Source organism: Aquabacterium sp. CECT 9606 (assembly GCF_918741295.1).
Taxonomy (GTDB): domain Bacteria; phylum Pseudomonadota; class Gammaproteobacteria; order Burkholderiales; family Burkholderiaceae_C; genus Aquabacterium.
This window is the reverse complement of sequence record NZ_CAKKNB010000001.1, coordinates 1,366,210-1,387,202: the sequence shown is the minus strand read 5'-3', so window position 1 is coordinate 1,387,202 and position 20,993 is coordinate 1,366,210. Positions and strand designations below refer to the sequence as shown.

At 61.9% G+C, this 20,993-nt stretch carries 16 protein-coding genes; 6 read left to right on the top strand and 10 right to left on the bottom strand.

Going from position 1 to position 20,993, the window contains the following annotated elements:
• The first annotated feature begins 8 nt into the window (after window positions 1–8).
• Window positions 9–860, top strand: coding sequence for a thymidylate synthase (locus LQ232_RS06495; protein ID WP_230179446.1), 852 nt, complete (start codon window positions 9–11; stop codon window positions 858–860).
• Window positions 857–1,348 carry a dihydrofolate reductase gene (locus LQ232_RS06490; RefSeq protein ID WP_230179445.1) on the top strand — a complete coding sequence of 164 codons (492 nt, stop codon included), beginning with the start codon at window positions 857–859 and terminating at the stop codon, window positions 1,346–1,348. Before LQ232_RS06495 ends, LQ232_RS06490 begins: the two co-directional genes overlap by 4 nt.
• Here the strand turns inward: LQ232_RS06490 and LQ232_RS06485 are convergent.
• Window positions 1,342–2,541, bottom strand: coding sequence for a DAPG hydrolase family protein (locus LQ232_RS06485; protein ID WP_230179444.1), 1,200 nt, complete (start codon window positions 2,539–2,541; stop codon window positions 1,342–1,344). The genes LQ232_RS06490 and LQ232_RS06485 overlap by 7 nt on opposite strands.
• A gap of 105 nt (window positions 2,542–2,646) precedes the next feature.
• On the opposite strand from LQ232_RS06485, the gene LQ232_RS06480 reads away from it, so the two are divergent.
• The gene (locus LQ232_RS06480; RefSeq protein WP_230179443.1) at window positions 2,647–3,210 is read left to right on the top strand and encodes a TetR/AcrR family transcriptional regulator; all 564 of its coding nucleotides are present in this window, start codon (window positions 2,647–2,649) and stop codon (window positions 3,208–3,210) included.
• On the opposite strand, the gene LQ232_RS06475 is transcribed toward LQ232_RS06480, so the two are convergent.
• The 5 genes from LQ232_RS06475 to nirB form a co-directional block, all read right to left on the bottom strand.
• Window positions 3,211–4,944, bottom strand: coding sequence for a protein kinase (locus LQ232_RS06475; RefSeq protein WP_371820139.1), 1,734 nt, complete (start codon window positions 4,942–4,944; stop codon window positions 3,211–3,213).
• Window positions 4,944–5,753 (bottom strand): formate/nitrite transporter family protein, encoded by an 810-nt coding sequence (locus LQ232_RS06470; protein WP_230179441.1) that lies wholly within the window; start codon window positions 5,751–5,753, stop codon window positions 4,944–4,946. The genes LQ232_RS06475 and LQ232_RS06470 overlap by 1 nt, the downstream gene beginning before the upstream one ends.
• Before the next feature lie 222 nt (window positions 5,754–5,975).
• The gene (locus LQ232_RS06465) at window positions 5,976–7,265 is read right to left on the bottom strand and encodes a nitrate- and nitrite sensing domain-containing protein (RefSeq protein WP_230179440.1); all 1,290 of its coding nucleotides are present in this window, start codon (window positions 7,263–7,265) and stop codon (window positions 5,976–5,978) included.
• 83 nt (window positions 7,266–7,348) lie between these two features.
• Window positions 7,349–7,681, bottom strand: coding sequence for a nitrite reductase small subunit NirD (nirD, locus tag LQ232_RS06460; protein WP_230179439.1), 333 nt, complete (start codon window positions 7,679–7,681; stop codon window positions 7,349–7,351).
• 25 nt (window positions 7,682–7,706) lie between these two features.
• Window positions 7,707–10,235, bottom strand: a complete 2,529-nt coding sequence (gene nirB / locus LQ232_RS06455; RefSeq protein ID WP_230179438.1) for a nitrite reductase large subunit NirB — start codon at window positions 10,233–10,235, stop codon at window positions 7,707–7,709.
• A gap of 603 nt (window positions 10,236–10,838) precedes the next feature.
• Here nirB and LQ232_RS06450 point away from each other — a divergent pair.
• Window positions 10,839–12,098 (top strand): site-specific integrase, encoded by a 1,260-nt coding sequence (locus tag LQ232_RS06450; RefSeq protein WP_125243399.1) that lies wholly within the window; start codon window positions 10,839–10,841, stop codon window positions 12,096–12,098.
• Between the two features lie 5 nt (window positions 12,099–12,103).
• Here LQ232_RS06450 and LQ232_RS06445 read toward each other — a convergent pair whose 3' ends face one another.
• Complete coding sequence (locus LQ232_RS06445) at window positions 12,104–13,696, bottom strand: hypothetical protein (protein WP_230179437.1); 1,593 nt, start codon at window positions 13,694–13,696, stop codon at window positions 12,104–12,106.
• Between the two features lie 532 nt (window positions 13,697–14,228).
• On the opposite strand from LQ232_RS06445, the gene LQ232_RS06440 reads away from it, so the two are divergent.
• The gene (locus LQ232_RS06440) at window positions 14,229–15,008 is read left to right on the top strand and encodes a hypothetical protein (protein ID WP_230179436.1); all 780 of its coding nucleotides are present in this window, start codon (window positions 14,229–14,231) and stop codon (window positions 15,006–15,008) included.
• Window positions 15,009–15,055: 47 nt separating this feature from the next.
• Here LQ232_RS06440 and LQ232_RS06435 read toward each other — a convergent pair whose 3' ends face one another.
• Both LQ232_RS06435 and LQ232_RS06430 read right to left on the bottom strand, forming a co-directional pair.
• Window positions 15,056–15,334, bottom strand: a complete 279-nt coding sequence (locus LQ232_RS06435) for a hypothetical protein (protein ID WP_133609156.1) — start codon at window positions 15,332–15,334, stop codon at window positions 15,056–15,058.
• The gene (locus tag LQ232_RS06430; protein ID WP_230179435.1) at window positions 15,331–16,749 is read right to left on the bottom strand and encodes a PRTRC system protein D; all 1,419 of its coding nucleotides are present in this window, start codon (window positions 16,747–16,749) and stop codon (window positions 15,331–15,333) included. The genes LQ232_RS06435 and LQ232_RS06430 overlap by 4 nt, the downstream gene beginning before the upstream one ends.
• Before the next feature lie 839 nt (window positions 16,750–17,588).
• Between LQ232_RS06430 and LQ232_RS06425 the strand changes: the two genes are divergently transcribed.
• Entirely contained in the window at window positions 17,589–18,782 is a 1,194-nt protein-coding gene (locus LQ232_RS06425) for a phage integrase N-terminal domain-containing protein (protein WP_230179434.1), read from the top strand.
• 67 nt (window positions 18,783–18,849) lie between these two features.
• On the opposite strand, the gene LQ232_RS06420 is transcribed toward LQ232_RS06425, so the two are convergent.
• Window positions 18,850–20,901, bottom strand: a complete 2,052-nt coding sequence (locus LQ232_RS06420; protein ID WP_230179433.1) for a ParB/RepB/Spo0J family partition protein — start codon at window positions 20,899–20,901, stop codon at window positions 18,850–18,852.
• Window positions 20,902–20,993: the final 92 nt, after the last annotated feature.

Below are 20,993 nucleotides of genomic sequence, written 5' to 3'. Positions count from 1 at the left end.
TCGCCGCCATGAGCACCACGCACCCGCACCACAGCCGCCCTATCCGCAGCCAGTATGAAGATTTCATGCGGCATGTCTTCACGCAAGGCGTGGCCAAGACCGACCGCACGGGCACCGGCACGCGCAGCGTGTTCGGCCACCAAATGCGCTTCGACCTGAGCGAAGGATTCCCGCTGGTCACCACCAAGAAGGTGCACCTCAAGTCCATCATCGTTGAGCTGCTGTGGTTTCTGCGTGGCGACGACAACGTCAAGTACCTGAAAGACCACGGCGTCACGATCTGGGACGAATGGGCGCGCGAAGATGGCTCTCTCGGCCCCGTCTATGGCGTGCAATGGCGCAACTGGCCCAAGCCCGATGGCGGCCACGTTGACCAGATCAGTGAAGTCGTCAAGCAACTCAAGACCAACCCCGACTCGCGCCGCATCATCGTCAGTGCCTGGAACGTGGGCCTGATCGATCAGATGGCGCTGCCGCCCTGCCATGCCTTTTTCCAGTTCTACGTGGCGCCGCCCACGGAGGCCGGTGGCAAGGGCAAGCTCAGCTGCCAGCTTTACCAGCGCAGCGCCGACATCTTTCTGGGTGTGCCCTTCAACATCGCCAGCTATGCGCTGCTGACCCACATGCTGGCCCAGCAATGCGACCTGGACGTGGGCGACTTTGTCTGGACTGGTGGCGATTGCCACATCTACAGCAACCACACCGAGCAGGTCGAGCTGCAACTCAGCCGCCTGCCGCACCCTTACCCATTGCTGAACATCAAGCGCAAGCCTGACTCGATCTTCGACTACCAGTACGAAGACTTCGAAGTGCTGGAGTACCAGCACCACCCGGCCATCAAAGGCGCCGTGGCGGTATGAAGCTGTCACTGATCGCCGCCGTGGCCCGCAATGGCGCCATTGGCCGGGACAACGCCTTGCTGTGGCACCTGCCTGGCGATTTGCCGCGCTTCAAGCAACTCACCATGGGCTCGCCGCTCATCATGGGCCGCAAAACCTATGACTCGATCGGCAGGCCGCTGCCAGGCCGGCGCAACATCGTCATCACCCGCAACGCGGATTGGTCGGTGCCCGGCGTGGAAGTGGCACGGTCACTGGACGAAGCCCTGGCCCTGGTGGCCGACGCGCCGCAGGCCTTCGTGGTGGGCGGTGGCCAGATCTACACCCAAGCCCTGCCACGCGCCGACGAACTGGTGCTGACCGAAGTGGACCAGGACGTGCTGGACGCCGACACTTTCTTCCCCGACTGGCCGCGCGCGGACTTTGAAGAGACCGCGCGCGAGGCTCGCTTGGTGACTGAACCGCAGCCCCTGGCGTTTGCCTACGTCACCTACCAGCGCCGTCACTGATTCAGGTATTCGCGCTTGTAGAGGCGAGGCAGGAAGTACGGCAGCATCTGGAACTCGCGCAGCGCGTGCGAACCCAGGTCATCAAAGAAGTCTTTGTTGAGGATGCGCGCCAGCACGGTGTTCACAAAGGTGCTGGTCAAGATCACGCCATCGCCCGCAGCGTTGGGGCGCCATTGGTGCGTCAGCGAATTGCTGGGCAAGATGCCCGCCAGCAAGGTCAGGTCAGTGCGGGCATAAAAGTAACCGGGATCGGTCAAGGGCACGGGCGGTGGCACAGCGTGTGGATCAGCGCCGGTGATGTTGAGCGTCAATGCTGTCTTGCCAATGTACTCCTTGGCCTTTTGCACCGCGCCAATGTCGTACTGCAGATCGGGGCTGTTGGGCGGCACCGTCCACTCAAAAGAGACGTGGTCGATGGGCTGCCACAGGCGGTAGCGCTCGGTCGATCCTATGTGGTCCCACCACCAGGCCAGCATCTCGGGCGTGATGCCTTTGATCTCTTGCACGATGGTCAGCGTCACGTTCCAGTTCTTGTCCACCGGGCCAAAGGCGTAGTGGCCGCGCGCCTTGAGCACAGCGTTGAAGTAGCGCTGGTTGAGCGCCTCGGTCAAGGTGGGCTTGAGCCCGCACAAGGTCTTGCGCAAGTGGTCCACATAGGCTTGGGCCAGGCGCGGGTCAGACGCCAGCGTGGCCTGGATCCGGAACTGCGTGTCGCTGAAGGTGCTGCCCGTGGGCGTGTACTGCACCAGCACCGTGAAAGGCGGCTTGCCATCGATCGACACGCTCTGCGCCACAAAGCTGTAAGGTTTGCTGCCCAGGAAGTTGTCGGAGGCCACGCGGCCATGCATGGTTGCGGGATCCAGGTAGCTGACGTCCACCGTGTGCCGGGCGCCACCAAAGGTGCTGGTGGCCTGGTAGCGGGCGCCCTCCGAGTAACCCAGATGCTGCGGGCTGGCTGGCGGCTGGATCCAGCGGAAGGCGCTGTTGTCCCCATTGGCCCCGGTGAACAAGCCCTGGTCCACGTTGTCCCAATACCAGCTGAAGGCTTCAGGCCGAGTGGCGGGCACCACGAACTGCGCCGAGGCGCTGAGCACCTGGGCCTGAGCTGCACCAGGCAGGTCCTGCCCGAAGTAGGCCGGTTGAATCAGGCTGATGACGCCCGCTAAGATGAAAGAGCGCAGGGGTTGTGACACGATCGACCTCCAATGGTTATCTACATGTGTAGAGAATACCAAAACTCTACTGGTGTAGAGATGATGCCGCCATGCCGTAAACCCTGACCCCCTTGTCATCCCCTGATGGAAAAAGACCGAAAGACCTTGATTGCCGATGCCGCCATTGAATTGCTCGGCACAGTGGGCGCACGTGGCTTGACCCACCGCGCAGTGGACACGCAGGCCGACCTGCCCGTGGGCTCCACCTCGTTTTACTGCCGCACCCGCCTTGAACTGCTGACCCTGACCCTGAAGCGGCACGCGGCGCTGGACATGGCCGACTTGCAAGTCGATGCGCAGCGCATGGCCAAGTCCCCCTTGTCGCCAGACAGCCTGGCCGATCTGCTGGTCGCGCGGGTGTCGGACTGGTTGTCGGCGGCCAAACGCTCGCGCCTCGTGGCCCGCTTCGAGCTGTTTTTGATCGCTTCCCGAGAGCCCGATCTGGCCGAGATCATCACGCAACAGCGCGAGTATTTTCTGGAGGCCACCGAAGCAGCCTTGAAGCTTGCCGGCGTGCCAAAGCCCCGGATGGTGGCCCCGATCCTGGTCGTGCTGGTGGATGGCATGCTGCTGGACCAGGTGCGGGCCAATGGCCCCGTGGCCTCGCTTGCTCAACAAAAGGCAGCGTTCAAACAGCTGCTGGGGTGATCACCGGCCGGTAAGCCTGAGCCCCAGCAACACCAGCACGGCCAAGGCCAGCAACACCGTCAAGGTCTGCCAGAACACCACGGGATTGCGGTCGATCAGCGGCGACGGGCGGTGGCCCTGGTACTGAGATCCAGGTGTCGACAGATCATGGACAAACTCGGAGAGCGCTTCCTGGCGCTTGCTGGCTTGAGGGTGCAAGGCCCTGCGCAACACGGCATCCAGCCAAGGCGGCAACTCAGGCCGCCGTTCGCGAACCGGGATGTAGCGCAGCCGGTTCAGGTCACCAGGCGATCGCAGTTGGGTCACTTGCAAGCCGTAGGGCAGATGGCCGGTCAGCATCTGGTAGGCGATCACCGCCAACGAGAACAACTCGGATTGAGGCGTGCCCACGCCGCCCACAAAGTACTCGGGCGCCGTGTACTGCAATGAACCGGCAATGGCTTGCGGCCGGGCGTCCAGCGTGCCTTCGGTCAACCCCGCCACGTGCGTGGAAGCAAAGTCGATGATCTTGACGGTGCCCGTGCGGTCGATCATCAGGTTCTCCGGGCGCAGATCCTGGTGCAGCATCTCTTTGCGGTGAAACGCCCGCAGGCCCTTGGCCACTTGCTCGACGATGCTGCGCACGCTGTCAAGGTCAGGCTCCGGATGGTCGATCATCCACTGAGCCAATGTTTGGCCATCAACGTACTCCATGGCCACGAAGAGGTGCTCGCGCGGGCGGTCCGCCGCGCTGGCCTTGAGCACATGGGCGCTGTCGATCCGGCGTGCAATCCACTCTTCCAGGATGAAGCGGTCCAGGTAGACGGGATCAGTGCGCAGGTCGACCGACGGGGTCTTCAAGACCACGTGCTGCCCGCTGAGCTGGTCAATGGCCAGATGCACGTGGCTGCGCGAGCTGGCATGCAGTTCACGCACGATGGTGTAGCCCTCGAAGTCCATGCGGGGCTGCAAAGGCGGCGGCATGCGCAGCCCTTCGCGTTGTGCGTGCAACTGCGAAGCCTGGGCATCCGGCAGCGCGTCGATGCGCACCAATTGAACCGTCAGGTTGTCCGCACTACCGCGCGCCAGGGCCAGGTCGGTGAGCGATGCTGCCGCGGCATCGAAATCATCGGGGTACTGGGCCAGCGCGGCATGCACGGCGGCAGCATCGAGGTATTCGTAAGCGCCATCGGTGGCCAGCACATAGACCTCGCCCACCTCGGCAAACCAGCTTCGGTAGTCGATCTCAACCGTGGGCCCGGCACCCAAGGCGCGCCCCAGGTAAGTCTCGACAGACGAGACGCGAACGCGGTGGTCATCGCTGAGCTGCTCCAGGGCTTGCGCGTGCAGCCTGAAGACGCGGGCGTCACCCACGTGCAGCAGGTGGGCTTCGCGGCCCTTGAAGATCAAGGCGCTGAAGGTGCAGACGTGGCCACGGTCCTTGTCAAAGCGGGCATCGCTTCTCTGCGTCTGCGCATGCAACCACGAGTTGGTGGCCTCCAGCACGCGCTGCGCGGCGCGCGACACCGACCAGGCCTCGGAGGTGCAGTAGTAGTCATCCAGAAAACCGCGCACCGCAGCGGCGCTCGCCACCTGGCTGACTGCGCTGCTGCTGATGCCATCGGCCAAGGCCACGACGATGCCTTTGCTGCTCAGGTGCGGCTCAAGCGGGATGGCCGCGCCATGGAAATCCTGGTTGACAGGCTTGCGCCCGGCCTGCGAATGCTGGCCGAGCGTGATGCGCAGTTGAGGGATCAAGCGACGCGCTTGGCTGCGGTCTTGTAATGCGTGGAGTACAGCGTGGCCCCCACGAAGGTCAGACCACCCACCAGATTGCCGATCACCGTGGGGATTTCGTTCCAGATCAGGTAGTCCATCAGGGTGAACTGGCCGCCCAGCATCAGGCCCGAAGGGAACAGGAACATGTTGACGATGCTGTGCTCGAAGCCCATGTAGAAGAACAGCGCAATCGGCATCCACATGCCGATCGCCTTGCCCGACACCGTGGTGGACATCATGGCCGCCACCACGCCGGTGGACACCATCCAGTTGCACATCACGCCGCGGATGAACAGCGTCAGCATGCCGGCGGCGCCGTGCGCGGCGTAGCCCACGGTGCGACCTTCACCGATGTGGCCAATTTTCTGGCCCACCGCATTGGGAGCCTCGCTGAAACCGAAGGTGAAGATGATGGCCATGAACACCGCCACCATGAAAGCGCCCCCGAAGTTGCCGAAGAACACCAGCGTCCAGTTGCGGAACACGCCGCCCCAGGTGGCGCCAGGGCGCTTGTCGAACACGGCCAGCGGGGCCAGGGTGAACACGCCGGTCAGCAGGTCAAAGCCCAGCAGGTACAGCATGATGAAGCCGACCGGGAAGAGCAAAGCGCCCAGCAGCGCATTGCCGGTGTTGACCGTGATGGTGACCGCGAAAGCCGCACCCAGCGCCAGGATGGCGCCCGCCATGAAGGAGCGGATGAGGGTGTCCCGCGTGGACATCAGGAGCTTGGATTCACCAGCGTCGACCATCTTGGTCACGAATTCGGCAGGAGCGAGGTAAGCCATCAGACTTCCTTTTGAAAATAAGAGCGGAAAAACAAAAAACGGCGTCCCCGCCTGATCTACAGCCTGAGCTGAGCCAGAACGGGGACGCCGTCATCCACGTGTTCAAGTGCCAGGCCGCCATTAGCCTGACCCATCACCTGATGCACGTTTCATGCCCGGAATTTGGCGCGATTCGCCGGTTGGTCAGTACCGATCTGGTGCATCAGGCTCGCTTGTGGTGCATCAGGGCTTGGCGGCAAAGGCCAGGTCGGGCAAGGTCAATGTGGCCTCGGCCACGTCCAGCAATTTGCGGTTGTGGTCCATGGACGCTTTCTGCAAGGCGCGGAAGGCCGCGTCTTCGGTGATGCCCAGGCGAGACATCAAGGCGCCCTTGGCCCGCTCGATGACCTTGCGCTCGTGCAAAGCCCGGCGTGCCGCGTCCAGTTCAACCTCCATGCTGGCCAGGCGTGCTGACTGGGTTTTCAACAGATCGACCAGCTCGGGCGATTGGGGGGGCTGGCTAGGGCCGTCCGACATGGCCGGCAGCACAGGGGCCGACTCGGGCTGCTCGGCGGCGTTGTTGAAGAATCGGTCGACCGCGTGGGTGTGGGGTGGCGGGTTGTCGCGCAGTTGCTTGAGCAAGCCTTCCGAATCCTGCAGGTCTTGCTGCGTGGCCTGGCGTTGAGCCTCGCAAACCTGGCGCAGGCACTGCACCAGGTCCACCTGCACTTGCCACATCTCGGTGATGCGCTCGCTGGACACGTTGAACCAGCTGTCGCTCAAGCCCGTGTCCAGGGCCGCGCCAGGCCGGGCCGTGCACAAGGTGCGGCGCAAACGCTCCAGCAGCGCCACATTGGGCGTGAGCTGGTGCCGCTGCCAGCGCTCACGCAGGGCCGGCTCGGCAAACTCCTCGAACACGCGCAGGCTGCGCTCCTGGGCATCGATCAGGTGAATGATGCGTTGCTGCTCCGCATCGTCGCTGGCCCCCGAGGCAAACAGGTGGGCGCCCACGGCACGCTCCTGGCCTGCGGCCTCCTTGCCCTGCACCAGGTGAACCAGGGCCACCAGCAAGCGCGAGATGCCTGGGTGCAAGGCGGCATCGGCCACATGGAAGATCAACTCGACCAGGCCGGCAATCAAGCGGCTGAACGCCGCCACCGACTCGTGCGCGGTCGTGGTGCGCTGGTCGATCTGCAAGCGCAAATCAGCCAGGGTGTCCAGATCGAGCAGTACCCAGGCCATCAGCGACAGCATGCGGGCCGTGGCGCCCTGCGCGGGCTCCAACTGCTCGGCAAACAGCTTGCGCAAGGTCGCCTCGATCGGCAGAGCCTCTTCCAAGGCCGACCGACGCTCGGCCAGGAAGCGCTGCCCGCCCGAGGCCAGGTAGATGCTGGTGGCGCCCCGTTCCCTCTGCAGGGCGTGGATCAACTGGCCGATGACGTCCGCGAACTCGACGCGACCGGCCAGGTGCCGCACGGCATCGATTTCCAGTTGCTTGGCACGCAGAACGAGCTGGGATACAGAGAGGGACATAGGAGGACAAACAGGCTGACGGGAACGGTAGCCGATTGTCCTCAATTTCACCGGCCCGTGGGGCCCGTGAACAGGCGCGGCGTTTACCCCACCAGCACTTGCCCACCCTCCACGCGCACCTCATGGGCACGCACCGACAGCTCGGGCAGTTCAAGGCACTCGCCGGTCTTCAAGTCGAAATGGTGCTTGTACAGCGGCGAGGCCACCACAGTGCGGTCGCCCAGGTTGCCGACCAGGCCGCGTGACAGCACGCTGGCATTGGCCTTGGGGTCGACGTTGTCGATGGCGAAATAGTGGCTCTCGCCAACGCGGAAAACCGCCACGTGCCGGCCATCGACCAAGGCGCACACGCCCGTGTTCGGCAGGATGTCATCGGCCGCGCACACGGCGGTCCAGTTCAGGGTATCGGTGGTCATGGTGAATGGCTCCTAATGCTGCAGGTTAGGCCAAGGAATCGGACGAGGCGGTGGCGCGCTCTTCAGGGCGGGCGGGGCGGATCTGGCCACGCTCTTCCACGAAGACGATGTGCTCGTCCTTCTTGTCGCTGTTGACGAAGGAGCGGAAACGCTGGCGCACCTCGGGCGTGGTGACGGCGGTCTTCCACTCGCACTGGTAGGTGTTGACCACGTGCTGCATCTGGGCTTCGAGCTCGGCGTTCAGGCCCAGGCTGTCGTTCAGAATCACGTTCTTGAGGTAATCCAGGCCGCCTTCCATGTTATCGCGCCAGGTGCTGGTGCGTTGCAGGCGGTCGGCGGTGCGCACATAGAACATCAGCACGCGGTCGATCAGCTTGATCAGCTCTTCCTTGCTCAGGTCGGAGGCAAAGAGTTCGGCGTGGCGGGGCTTCATGCCACCGTTGCCGCACACGTACAGGTTCCAGCCCTTCTCGGTGGCGATCACGCCAATGTCCTTGCCCTGGGCTTCGGCGCACTCACGCGTGCAGCCCGACACACCGAACTTGATCTTGTGCGGTGCGCGCAGGCCCTTGTAGCGGTTCTCCAGCTCCACGGCCAGGCCAACGCTGTCGTCCACGCCATAGCGGCACCAGGTCGAACCCACGCAGCTCTTGACCGTGCGCAGCGACTTGCCATAGGCGTGGCCGGATTCGAAGCCGGCGGCAATCAACTCTTCCCAGATCAGGGGCAACTGCTCCACTCGCGCGCCAAACATGTCAACCCGAGCGCCGCCCGTCACCTTGGTGTACAGGCCGTATTTCTTGGCCACCGTGCCCACGGCGATGAGGCCATCAGGCGTGACTTCGCCACCGGGCATGCGTGGCACGACCGAGTAGCTGCCATCCTTCTGGATGTTGCCCAGGTAGTAGTCGTTGCTGTCTTGCAGGCTGGCCAGTTCCTTCTTGAGGACGAAGTCGTTCCACACCGAGGCCAGGATCGACGCGGCGGTGGGCTTGCAGATGTCGCAGCCCAGGCCCTTGCCGTGCTTGGCCAGCAGTTCATCAAAAGTCTTGATCTGGCCGACGCGGATCAGGTGGTACATCTCCTGGCGCGAGTAAGCAAAGTGTTCGCACAGGTGGTTGTTCACCTCCATGCCCTGCTTCTTCATCTCGAACTTCATCACCTGCGTGACCAGGGGCACGCAACCGCCGCAGGTGGCACCGGCCTTGGTGCAGGCCTTGAGCTTGCCGATGTCGGTGGCACCGTCGCACACCGCAGCGCAGATCTGGCCCTTGGTGACGTTATTGCACGAACAGATCTGGGCACTGTCAGGCAAGGCTTCCACGCCCAGGCCGGGTTTGGCCTGGCCATCGCTGGAAGGCAGGATCAGGAACTCGGGCGATTCGGGCAGCGTGATTCCGTTGAGCGCCATCTGCAGCAGCGTGCCGTATTCATCGGCATTGCCCACCAGCACGGCGCCCAGCAATTGCTTGCCATCACTGCTCACCACAATCTTCTTGTAGATCTGCTTGATCTCGTCCACGTACTGGTAGGTGCGGCTGTGCGGGGTCTTGCCATGGGCATCGCCAATGCTGGCGACGTCCACACCCATCAGTTTGAGCTTGGTGCTCATGTCGGCGCCAACAAAAGCTGCGTCCGTGTTGCCAGCGATCTGCTTGGCTGCCACGCGGGCCATCTCGTAGCCGGGCGCCACCAGGCCAAAGGTCTGCTCGTTCCAGGACGCGCATTCGCCGATGGCGTAGATGTCGTGGTCGCTGGTGCGGCACTCGCTGTCGATGGCCACGCCACCACGGGGACCGATGGCCAGCACGCATTGGCGGGCCAGTTCATCGCGGGGACGGATGCCGGCCGAGAACACGATCATGTCGGTCTCCAGCCAGGTGCCATCGGTGAACACCATGCGGTGGCGCGCCGTGGCCCCATCGGTGATTTCGACCGTGTTGCGGTTGGTGTGCACGTGCACACCCAGCTCCTCAATCTTGGCGCGCAGCACGCGGCCGCCACCTTCGTCCACCTGCACAGCCATCAGGCGCGGGGCGAATTCCACCACGTGGGTTTCCAGGCCCAGGTCACGCAGGGCCTTGGCGCATTCCAGGCCCAACAGCCCACCACCAATCACGACACCCTTCTTGGACTTGGCGCCAGCGGCCGTCATCGCCTCCAGGTCTTCAATGGTGCGGTAGACAAAACAGTTCGGGCGGTCACGGCCCGGCACCGGGGGCACGAAGGGGCTGGAACCCGTGGCCAGCACCAGCTTGTCATACGACAGCACTTCGCCATCTTGCGTGGTGACGGTGTTGTTGCGGCGCTCGATGGAGGCAGCCTTGGCGGCCAAGCGCAGCGTGAAGCCGGTGCGCTCGAAGAAACCGGGCTCGACCACGGACAGATCATCGGCGGACTTGCCCGCGAAAAACTCGGACAGGTGCACGCGGTCATAGGCGGCGCGAGGTTCTTCGCACAGCACGGTCACTTCGGCATGCTGCACACCGGCTTCAACCAGGCTTTCCAGAAATTTGTGACCCACCATGCCATGGCCAACGACGACGATCTTCATGTTTGCGAACTCCTGCGACGGTCAGAATGGGCAAGCCGCAGCGGACGAGCAAGGTCGCTCGAATCCGGTGGGATTGCCAGAATCAAAAGGGAATGAACAGCCTGCAGTGCCAACCTGAACCGATGGCATGCAGCTGATTTCCGCCGTCGTTAGCGGAGAACGGTGCATGTGCGCTGAGGCGACGATACCTGCGGGCACGTCACCAATAACGCAATATGCATGCCCGGCTCAAAAGCCCTCAAACTGCGGGAAAGCAGCCCATCCTGATGCAGCCAACGCACCAAATGAGGATTCCCAGCAGGCCCATGCACCCAAAACGTGCGGCGCGTCAGCGCTCGTGCAGCACCGTGCCCACGGAGATAATGCAGGCCACCTGCAGCGCACACGAGCCTTCCAATCCCCATGAAATTCGCCACCTGCGAGTTCAAATAGCGTTTCAGGGGAGTTCAACACATCCCAGGAAATGACCATAAGTCATTGTCATCAAAGCGTTTTCTTCCAACAGCGTCCCATCGCGTCTCACTGAAGCACAACAAAAATGGGTAGCTAGCTGGGTAGCTAGCGGACTAAAATTGCGCCTAGCTACCCAATGGAGGACGAGCCATGGCACGCCGGGGAAATTTGCTGGACGATGTACAGATTCGACGCTGGGTCGCAAAGGGCGCCGCCATCGCGCGATCCGATGGCGATGGCTTGACTTTCACCTTGTCGAGTGCAGGAACCGCCACGTGGGTTCTGCGCTACCGAGTGTCTGGAGTGCGCCGCAAAGAAATCACGCTTGGGAACTATCCGGACCTGACACTCGCAGCAGCCCGAAAGCTTGCGCGTGAGCGACGCGTTGATGTAGACCAAGGCAAAGATCCTGCCGCAGACAAGAAGGTCCTGAAAATGAGGACCCAGATGGCTTGGACAGTGCGGGAGTTGATCTCGGACTACAAGGAAAAGAAGCTGACCACACCGCCATTGGCGGAGGGAACTGTCTACTACCGAAAGTGGGATCTGGACAAGATCATCGGACCCAAGTTGGGCTCCATGGAAGTACGCAACGTCACCCCTGCTGATATCGTGCACGTGATTGAGTCAAGCAAACGTTCTTGGACGATCTGCAAACGCTTGCTCACTTCAGCGAAATTGCTTTTCGCACACGCGTGCGGCAAGCGCCTGATCAATGTGAACCCATGCGTGGGCATTGACCTCACTGCTTTGATGGGCGCACGCCCACCCATTCGCAAGCGCGTGATGCTGGCCGAGGACGAACTGCGTGCGCTCCTGAAGGACATCAACGACATTGGCGTTGAAAACGGCCTGGCCTTCCGCATCTTGCTGGCCACCTGTGTTCGGTCCATCGAACTGGCCAAAGCCAGATGGGAGCACATCGACTTCGAACTTGGTACTTGGTGGGTGCCAGCCGAATCGGTCAAGACGCGCACAGGCTTTTTGGTCCCCATCACACCAACAGTTGCAGAGTGGTTCAAAAGTCTCCAGTGCCTCTCCGGTGACTCCCCTTGGGTTTTGCCTGCCAGAACGGATCGACGCCGCAAACGTGTGGGTGACACTCATGTGGGCAAAACGACGCTTTGGGCGGCAATCACCCGGGCCTTTGATCGCGGCGACATCGACGTGCGACGCTTTACCCCTCACGACACCCGTAGCACGGCAAAGGGGCACATGCGAAACATGGGGATCCCCAACGACATCACCGAGATTGCACTCAATCACGCGCTCAAAGGCATGGAGGCTGTCTACGATGTGCGCGAGGAGATCCCCGAGCGCCGTCAAGCCTTGGAAAAATGGGCGGCCTTCATCGAGGCTTGCGAAACTGGCCGCCCCTGGAATGTGCAACCTATACGGCGCGTGGCTTGATGCACTTACAAAGGCTCCGGTTGCAAACCATATTTCTTCGCAATGCCCCGCGCCATCTGAGGAAACAAAACGCCGAGCACCTTGTCGTAGGTGCTCGGACGCAGGTAAGTCACGTCTTGAAGATCAACCCCATCAATGATGGATTGCCTCCATCGGGCATAGCTATCAGCCTGTGCCTTTGTGAAATGCGCCTCTAGGCCATAGGCCTTCACCGCCATCGTGTAGATGGTGTGCCAACGCTTGTTGTCAGGCCCGCTCTGCATGATGGCGTTGAGCACCTGGTAACCAGTGTTCATGTCATACCCCACGCCGCGGTTCTGCTGGATCGACAGGATGCGGGCGACCATCCCGGATTCGTCCACCATCATCCGGTCAAGAGCGCCTGGCAGTCCATGCGCAGCAAGCGCCTCAGAAGCTTCCTCCACTTGCTGCCAAAGTTCGCTGTCGTTGCCCAAGAATTGGGGCTTGGGGCCATTACCCACGTGCTTTCGCCCTGCCCTCTTGATACCGACGTTGGCGTCATGAAACGACGTCATCGCAGAGATGTACCTGGCGGCCCAGTACGCTGCGGGTTGAGCAAGGTAGGCGGGGCGGCGCAACGCCAAGAGTCGCTCGCGGTAGCGCAAGGTCACCGGGTGTTCATCAACCGCTGATTCAAGCACCCGCCGCTTGGTCCGCAGGACGGGGTGGTGCACCCACCGCTTCCCGACCAACTGGTTGACCACCAAGTCACGCAAATTCTCGCGTGTCACCGTTCCGCCCAACGCTCCGAGGTCAATCTCCAGTGTCGGCATGTCCAGATCCCGAATGCGCCGCAACTTCTCGTCGTCGATGCCATGCGTCACAGTCACCTCAACCAGGATGGCTGCAGGCCAAGTGAAGGGGTACGTGTCTTCTTCGTCTTCGTCGAAGTCCCCGGCAACCCAAGTCATGGTCCCGCCCCAACCATGAACCTTGCCTGGATTCAGATCTGCAATGACATCGGGAACGATGCTCGCCACCTTTTTTTCAAGACGAACATCGCCAAAGTCGAGTTGACGAGACCCTGTCATCCACATCTTGCGGATGCTGGCCGTCTCCCACTCTCCGGCGAACTCATCTGGCGGATCCCGCTCCACCACAACCTCCAGGCCCGGGGTTGCAATGGACGATGCACTTTCAAGGATGGCTTTCACCTCGCGGTGCAGCACCGTCTCGCGCCTCAAACCAGGAATGAGGCTTGGCTCCACGTCTTTCGGCAACCGTGCCAGAAATTCAGCTTCGTCTGCCGCATCCCAACTGTCGAGTGCATCCTTTGCAGCTTTGGCCGCGACTGCATCACCTTCAACAGCCAGACTGGCGTCATTCCAGTGTGAACACCAGTGCATATCAGGAAGGATTCGCAGTCTCGCGCGGATCTCTTCCGGGTCCATCATCGCAAGAGATGGATCTGAGAGCGAAAGAGTCACGACGGCATGCCCCAGTCCATCAGCCCCAGGCTCACGCACCCCCGTCAGATCAACCAGCAACTGCCGCCCGTCATCCAAGGTCAGCAGCGCCGTGGCGTGGTCGTGCATCGTCGCGTTAACGATTGAAATGAGCTCGGTGGGTTGTTCCACCCAGACCTCATACCCATGCCCTAGAAAACCAAGTGCCGTTCGACTCATTCGTCGCCGCGGCAACACCAGCACCCCCAACTCCAACAAGTGCCGAGTTGCCGCTACGCGGGCAGCAACGATTGAACAGTCGTCTTTGTGCGCGCCATCAGGATGCCGGAAATGAGCCGTTGGTCTCACCCGCAAGGGCTGACCCGCCATCACCGGAGTGAGGGGCAAATCACAAGCTGGGCAGATGCAGGCAGCGGTCCGACTGACGACGTCCGAGTCATGTATGTAGCGCGGCTGACCAGTTTTTGCGTCGTGCGCCCACTTCAACGGCACAGCAGACGCATCCGCACCAGCATCCTTACTTGCCGAGCCGCTAAGGTCAATTTGCCATGTGCTCATTGATTGCGATCCTCTTCCATATTGGATTGAGCGTGAATGTGCTGATGCCCGGTCAAAGTGGATTTTCAGAGATACTTCGGCCACTTGGCAGTCATTATCCCGACGCGAGTGAGCGCACCAAGACTCGCATGATCCAATGTGTCCGATGAGCAAGCCCACCGAACAAACCGTCAAGCGCTTATTCGCCCTGTCTGGCAACCTGTGCGCCTTCCCCGGTTGCTCGCTACCCATGGTCGAGGGCACTGGCGTCGTCACCGGCGAGATATGCCACATCCACGCAAGGCGAAGCGGCGGGCCGAGGTTCGCCCCAGATCAGACAGAGAAAGAACGGCAGGCTTTCAACAACCTGATTTTGATGTGTGGCCCTCACCACAAAGTCATTGATTCCCAGCCAGACATTTACTCTGCCGACGTCCTCAGGGAGATGAAGTCGGTTCACGAAGCTGCAGCGGGTCGGCCCGAGCAACCGACTGATGGCGTCTATGCCAAGATCCTTCTGAACCATATGGATCGCATTGAGGTGGTCAACAACTCTGGCAACGTTGCGATCAACAGCCCTGGAGCGATTCAAGCGGGCACTGTCGTTCTCAAGACCACACGCAAATCAGTCACGGTCACGCCTCCGCCAAACACTGTTGGTGCCGACGCGCAACTCAGCCGCTACGTTCAGTACCTGATCTCCCGCTACAACGAGTTCGCGGGCTCAGATCCAAGGCGCGCCACAGCATTCAATCCCAGCGTGATTTCTAAGAACATTGAACACAAATTCGGCGCGCCCTGGCGGCTCCTATCTGTTGCTAGTTTCGACGAGGTATGTGGCTACCTTCAGCAGAGGATCAGCAAGACAAGTCTGGCCAAGCTGAACACCAGCAAAGGCAGACCTTCATTTTCAAGCTACGCCGACCACCTCAGGAAGAACGCCTGACGCGCTGCGTGCCACCCATCGGAGAAACCTCTTCGACAGCTTTCTGATCAGTCCGCGATGGACGGCCCAAACAAATCGTTAGTGATCTGTTCCCCACGACCCACCTCCTCCCCTTGCTGATCACCGCCTGGGCGAGACGCCACGATGGAAACGACGTGCCCGCTCTGAATGAGCAAGCCATCGTAAGCAAGCACCCGCAGTCGATTGATCCTCTTGGTGCCCTTGGGGAACTGGATCAGATCGTCGTACAGCCTGGGGTGATCGGCACGCGCCAATTCAAACACCAGTCGGATCGGTTCCCCACTGACCTTGGCGTTGCCGTTCATTGCTTGCTCCCCGATAGCGTCGCACCTTGATCGGCCCGTGATGCGGCCATCACCGACCGCGCATAGTTCTGCCCTGCCAGTTGAAAGCCCCGCACATTGGCGAACATGGGTTCCTTGACCTCATGGATCTTGTGATTCGGGAATGCCGCCTTCACCGCCTTCTTGAACAGGAAGGCACCGCCGCCGACCAGGATGATGTTCTGCAAGCTGTGTGGCGATTCGATGTACTGCTTCATTGCCGACACGGCCTGCTGCGCCACCGCCTCAGCCATGGGCATGAATCTGGTGATGTCGTAGGACTTCTGGAAAATCACTGGCTGCTTGCCCGTTCGCAAGGCCAGGTCGATGGCGTCGAGGTCGCGATAGGGGCTACCGATGTCCTTGGTGATCTCGGCCGCGATCAGGCGCAGCACATCCGACATGCCACGGTTAAACGAATGGCTTTGCTTTTGCACCTGCCTCATGCCCCTGGCCACCAGCCAATCGAAGGTTCTTGAGCCAGGGTCGATGATCAAGCTCTGCTCGTTGCCGATGGTAGCCATCTTCTTGTGCACCGATGCGTAATGCGCCAGTGCTCCCTGAGGCTGCGCAACAGCGAGTGCCTTGGCGACAGTCACCGTCTTGCCACCCCCAACGTCATGCGTTCCCGTCATCGCCTTCTCCAGCGCCGCCTTCTTGAGGTGCAGCAGGGCCACAGGCAAGCCCACCACCAGGAGGTCGATGCGACTTTGCTTCATGAGATGCAGGGCGCCTCGAAGCAAGGCCATGTACTCGGGCGTGTCGGTGTACTCATCGTGCAATTGGGTTGCACGCACGGAATCGGCCACCAGGTGGACATCGGGCCCGACCTCGTAGAACAGGTGTCCGATGGGGATGGACACGGTTTTGCGCCGCTCGGATGCCGACCAGGCCTGAGTCTCGCTGGCGCTCGGGTAGGCAATGGAAGGGAAGCTGGCGCAGCGGATCTCGGTGCCCTCCGTGCCAACGACGTATTTGGTGTTGCCTGATCCGACATCCACCGCTCTGACGATCAAATCCATGATGAGCCTCCAAGGCGTGGGTTCATGAGCGATCAGCATCAGCAAGCTGACACGATCCCGCCACGGCAAACCCCGACTCAGAACACATGATTTCGGCATCGGTGCAGATTCACTGTTAGCCTGCATGCGTCGCAATGACATTGGCCTATTGCCAAACCTTCGCGCTCTGGGTTCTGGGGTCGCGTGTGTCACCACGTTCTCATTCGAATGACACTCGTCAACCCCTTTCGCCACGCCCGAGGCAGGCGCCATCGAGGTCCATCTCAGCCCATCGAGAACCTTTGTTGGGAACCAGAGGCAGGATTTCTTGATGTCAAGCCCACGGGCCGTCTGGCGCTTGTGCCGTATCAGTAAATAAGCACGGCTCAAGGGCATGTTGCGCACCCCAAGTTCGCCACGTGCAAGCCTCCTGCAATGCGGGCCGTTGCGGTTGCGGTCCTTGACCGAAAGCCTCCCGGCGAGTCCACTACAGATTCCCGAGAGCCGTCCTGGCTCTGCTCCTGATGGAGCAAAAGGCGTCGCAGTCGTTACCTGCCCTCCAAGCTCCGGTCCTTGAACCGGAATTCGCCATCGCCCCTGAGGTGCTGGCCCTGAGGTCTTCTTCGCAGTGCATGCACCGATGGCCCTGCCAACTCCCTGAGTTGGGCGTTCCTGAAACGCGCCACGGTCTTCGAGCACGCAGTCGGCACCCGATGCCGAACCGCTGTTCCCGCCATCCCTTGAGCACGCGCCTCGGCGCACCGCACGGCTGTGTTTGCCTCTTTAGGCTCCCCGTGCGACCACGCTCATGAACTCGGCACCGCCCTGGACTTTCGGTCAGGGGTGGACCCATGCGAGTGGATGGCGCTCCGAATCCAGAACTGATCCACCACAGACGCGAGAGGCCAGACCTCCGCGCCGATGCCGCCCATGCCCCAGAGGCAAACCGGCATCACCAACCCCACGGCTGCAGAAATGCACGACTGGGACGGATCACCCGTTTCGTTTTTAAGAAAGACCGAGTTGGACGGTGTCGATGCATCAACGCAGGCACACCGACCGACAAACCTTTGGGTAGGCGCCGCACCTGTCGTGGTCGCGTGCGGCGCTGAATTCTTGACCACGACCCGATGGGGCGACGGAATCCGCGCCATCGGCGATCTCCATGGGATTCAACCTTCACTCACGACCAACCCGCTGTTCGGGCAGCGGGCCCTTGACCAAGGGCACACATCATGTCTGACTCATCCACCCCTCGATCCACAACGCCCAGATCATCACGGCGCAGGGTTCAGGAAGAATCCAGCCCTGGGCGCTCCAGCCAGCACCAGCCCCCACGCCGTCAAAGCTGGGCGGGCAAGTCACCCCAGGACATCCTTGCCCACTACCCCACGGGCAAGACGCCGCCGCTCAAGGTGCTGGAAGTGCTGATCGAACTGTTCAACGCCTTGCACACCTCGATGGCCAAGACCGTCTCACACAAGACACGGCAAGAGCGCGCCCAGTTCCTGCGCCGATTCTTTCGGGACTTGAGGACAAAGGCCGGGTTCAAGACGGTGCCTGACCCGCGCAACCTGGGGCAAAAGCACATCCGGGCCATGGTGCAGGTCTGGCAGCAGGAGCACCTGGCCCCGGCGACGATCCAGACCTACCTGAGCTTTCTGCGAGGCCTGGCCATGTGGATGGGCAAGCATGGCTTCGTGCGATCACCGGACCACTACGGCCTGAGCGTTGACGAATACCAGCGCCATGAGTACGCCAGCCGGGATAAAGGTTGGTCGGCAAATGGGGTGGACATCGACGCCGTGATCACCCAGGTCTGTGACCATGACCGCTTTGTGGGGGCTTCGTTGCGATTGATCCGCGCCATGGGCCTGCGCCGCAAGGAATCGGTGCTGTTTCGGCCGTTTGAGAGCGTCGTGCCCTTCGAGTCCACTGGCCTGCCGCCCGAGGACAAGTTGGCGGATCGGTACGCGAGGATCAAGGGCAAGGGAGGCCGGGTGCGCCACATCCCTCTGGACAGCCAGGAGCGCCTTGCCGCCGTGGCATTCGCGCAGGGCGTGGTCAGCAGCCAGGATGCGCACATGGGCAACCCTGCCCATGACCTGCGCAAGAACCTCAGGCACTTTGACTACGTGTTGACCAAGTTCGGCATCACCGTGCGCGAACGAGGGGTGACCGCCCATGGCCTGCGCCATGAGGTGTTGATCGGTCACTATGAGGCCCTTGTAGGAACCCCACCCCCGGTGCGTGGCGGGCAGATGGTGCCACCGGAACTTGACCGTCAGGCCAGGCAATCAGTGTCCAGATTAGCCGGGCATGCGCGCATACGAGCTTCGGGGGCCTACCTTGGTGCGGTGCGAGTGCAGCGCCATCCTGGATCACGTGATGCGGATGGCATGGACGACGCGCCGCCAGAGCGGGCGTGACCAACGCCAACGGCGCAGAGCCCTTGTCTGCGCCGGATTGGTGGGAAAAGTTCTGTGAGCCCTTGCCTCAGGCCGCTGACTCCGCGAGTTCATCGGCTTCAGACTGGGAGTCGTCCAGGCTGGCCGTCCCAACTTCGCCTGTTGTCGCAACCGAGGCAGCTTGGCCCCTCAAGCATGGAGGCAACCAACCGGAGCCCGCCAAGGCCAACTCAGCGGCCACCACGGCGGCATTCTTCTTCATGCTCGCCATCGGCGCTGCCGCGTTGATGTCCACCGCCTCGGTGACCACGTCCACCACGCGGCTCTTGGACACATGGTTCAGGTAGGAAGGACCATTGGCTGTCCACCAGCGGCGCATGTCCAGGCCCAAGGCCTGTGCCAGCACATCGGTGCGTTGGCTGGGTGACTCCACGCCCTGAATGCCGGTGACTGAGCACGCCACCACCACGGTCAGCAGTTGGAGCACCGTGGCTTGGTCTTGCGCCAGCAACCACGGGAACACGGCATCCAGGTCTTGGGGCAGCTTCTGCGCCCAGGCGCTGCGCTCAGCCTCCATGCGCAGCCATGCCGGGCTGGCCTCGATGTCATCGGCAGCGGATTGCAGCGCAGACTGGCTGTCCGTGACCGAGACATCCAGCACCTGAGGCTGCTGGTGGTAGCGGTAGTCGCGGCTCAGGAACAGCTTCTGGGCCAACTGAGCCGTGAGCGCGACCAGGGCCACGTCCGGGCGCGCAATCAATTCGGCCTGCACGGCGGCGACCCGGTGTGCCGTCAGACGGCGCATCAGCTTGTCGGAGTGAACCGGGCGAACCTTGGCCGGTGGGCCAGACAACATGTCGCCTTGCGAACCACCATCGCCTGCCTCCCCTGCGCCGTGCGTCAGGACATGGGCCACGGCACTGCGGTCCTCCGGGCGAATCAGGCCACATTTCACCGTGGCCGCGCCGTTGTGACCCACGTGGACCACGCACCCGGCCAGTGCCATCAGGTCCGCTGGCCACACGCTCAGTTCGTCGTCGAGGGCCTTGAGCCGCAGTTGCAAGGCTGCTTGCTCGCTTTCAAGCGCCTGGTACGCCGTGCCGTCATCCCGGTCGGCTTCATCGCCGTCCATGTCGTCCAGCACATCCAGGCGTTGTTGCACAGCCTGCATCGCAGCGTCCAGTTCCGCCAGCGCGGTGGCCTCTTGCTCTGTGGGTTCGCGCCGGACTTTGCGCAACTCGGCATGGCCGGTGTACTCGTCACGGTCATAGCGCACCCGCACGTCCACCCACTTCCAGCCCTCGGCACGCACCTGCTTGGCCTTCTTGTTGAGTTTCTCCACGGCCAGACGTTCCAGCAATGGTGCGTCCAGCAAGTAAGCCTTCTTGTCGTCGTCGTTGAACAGGTCACGGCGTGTGGCCCCACCGGCCTTCTCGTATGCCTTGAGCGTCACGTACTTCGCCACCGGGTCACGGTCGGACTCGATGTCGCCCTGCGTCAGCAATTGCCGCAAGTAGTCGGGGCGGCGGTTCCATTGCGGCAAGCCAGCCCAGGCCTGTTCCTGCTTTTCGTGATCATCGACCGACGCCAGCACCATCAGGCATTCCAGGCTGATGTCATCCGCCCTGAACTCGTCCATCAGCTTGGGCGACACGCTTGCCAGCCTCATGCGGCGCTTGACCACCAGGGGCGTGACACCAAAGGCCGCAGCCACCGTCTCGACGGACTTGCCCTCGCCCAACAGGCGCGAGAAAGCCAGGTACTCGTCGGCGGCATGCATAGGCACATGGAAGATGTTCTCGGACAGGCTGGCCATCAGCGCCTTGTCGGCGGGCACGATGAGGATGGGCACGGGGTAGTTGTCGGGGATGTCGCCGTTGCTCATCAGCAGGTTCAGCGACTCCAGGCGGCGGCCACCGGCGCACACTTCAAACAGGCCACGCGGGCCCTTGATGACGATCAGGTTCTGCAACACGCCGCAGTCCAGGATGGACGCAGCCAACTCGGCGATGCTCATCTTGCTGGTGGTGCCGCCTGGGCGCACCTGATGGTCTGCCGACAGCACCAGCTTGTTCAACGGCGCGGTGGTACGGGGGGATGCTGCAATCACGGCATCGATCTCTGCCTTGGTGAATTTCATGGGGGGCTCCTGCACGGTTGAGGGACATGCCTTGTGCGTGTCCATGCATTCAGAATCTCATCCGGCCCGCTGAAATCAAGGTCGTGAACTTG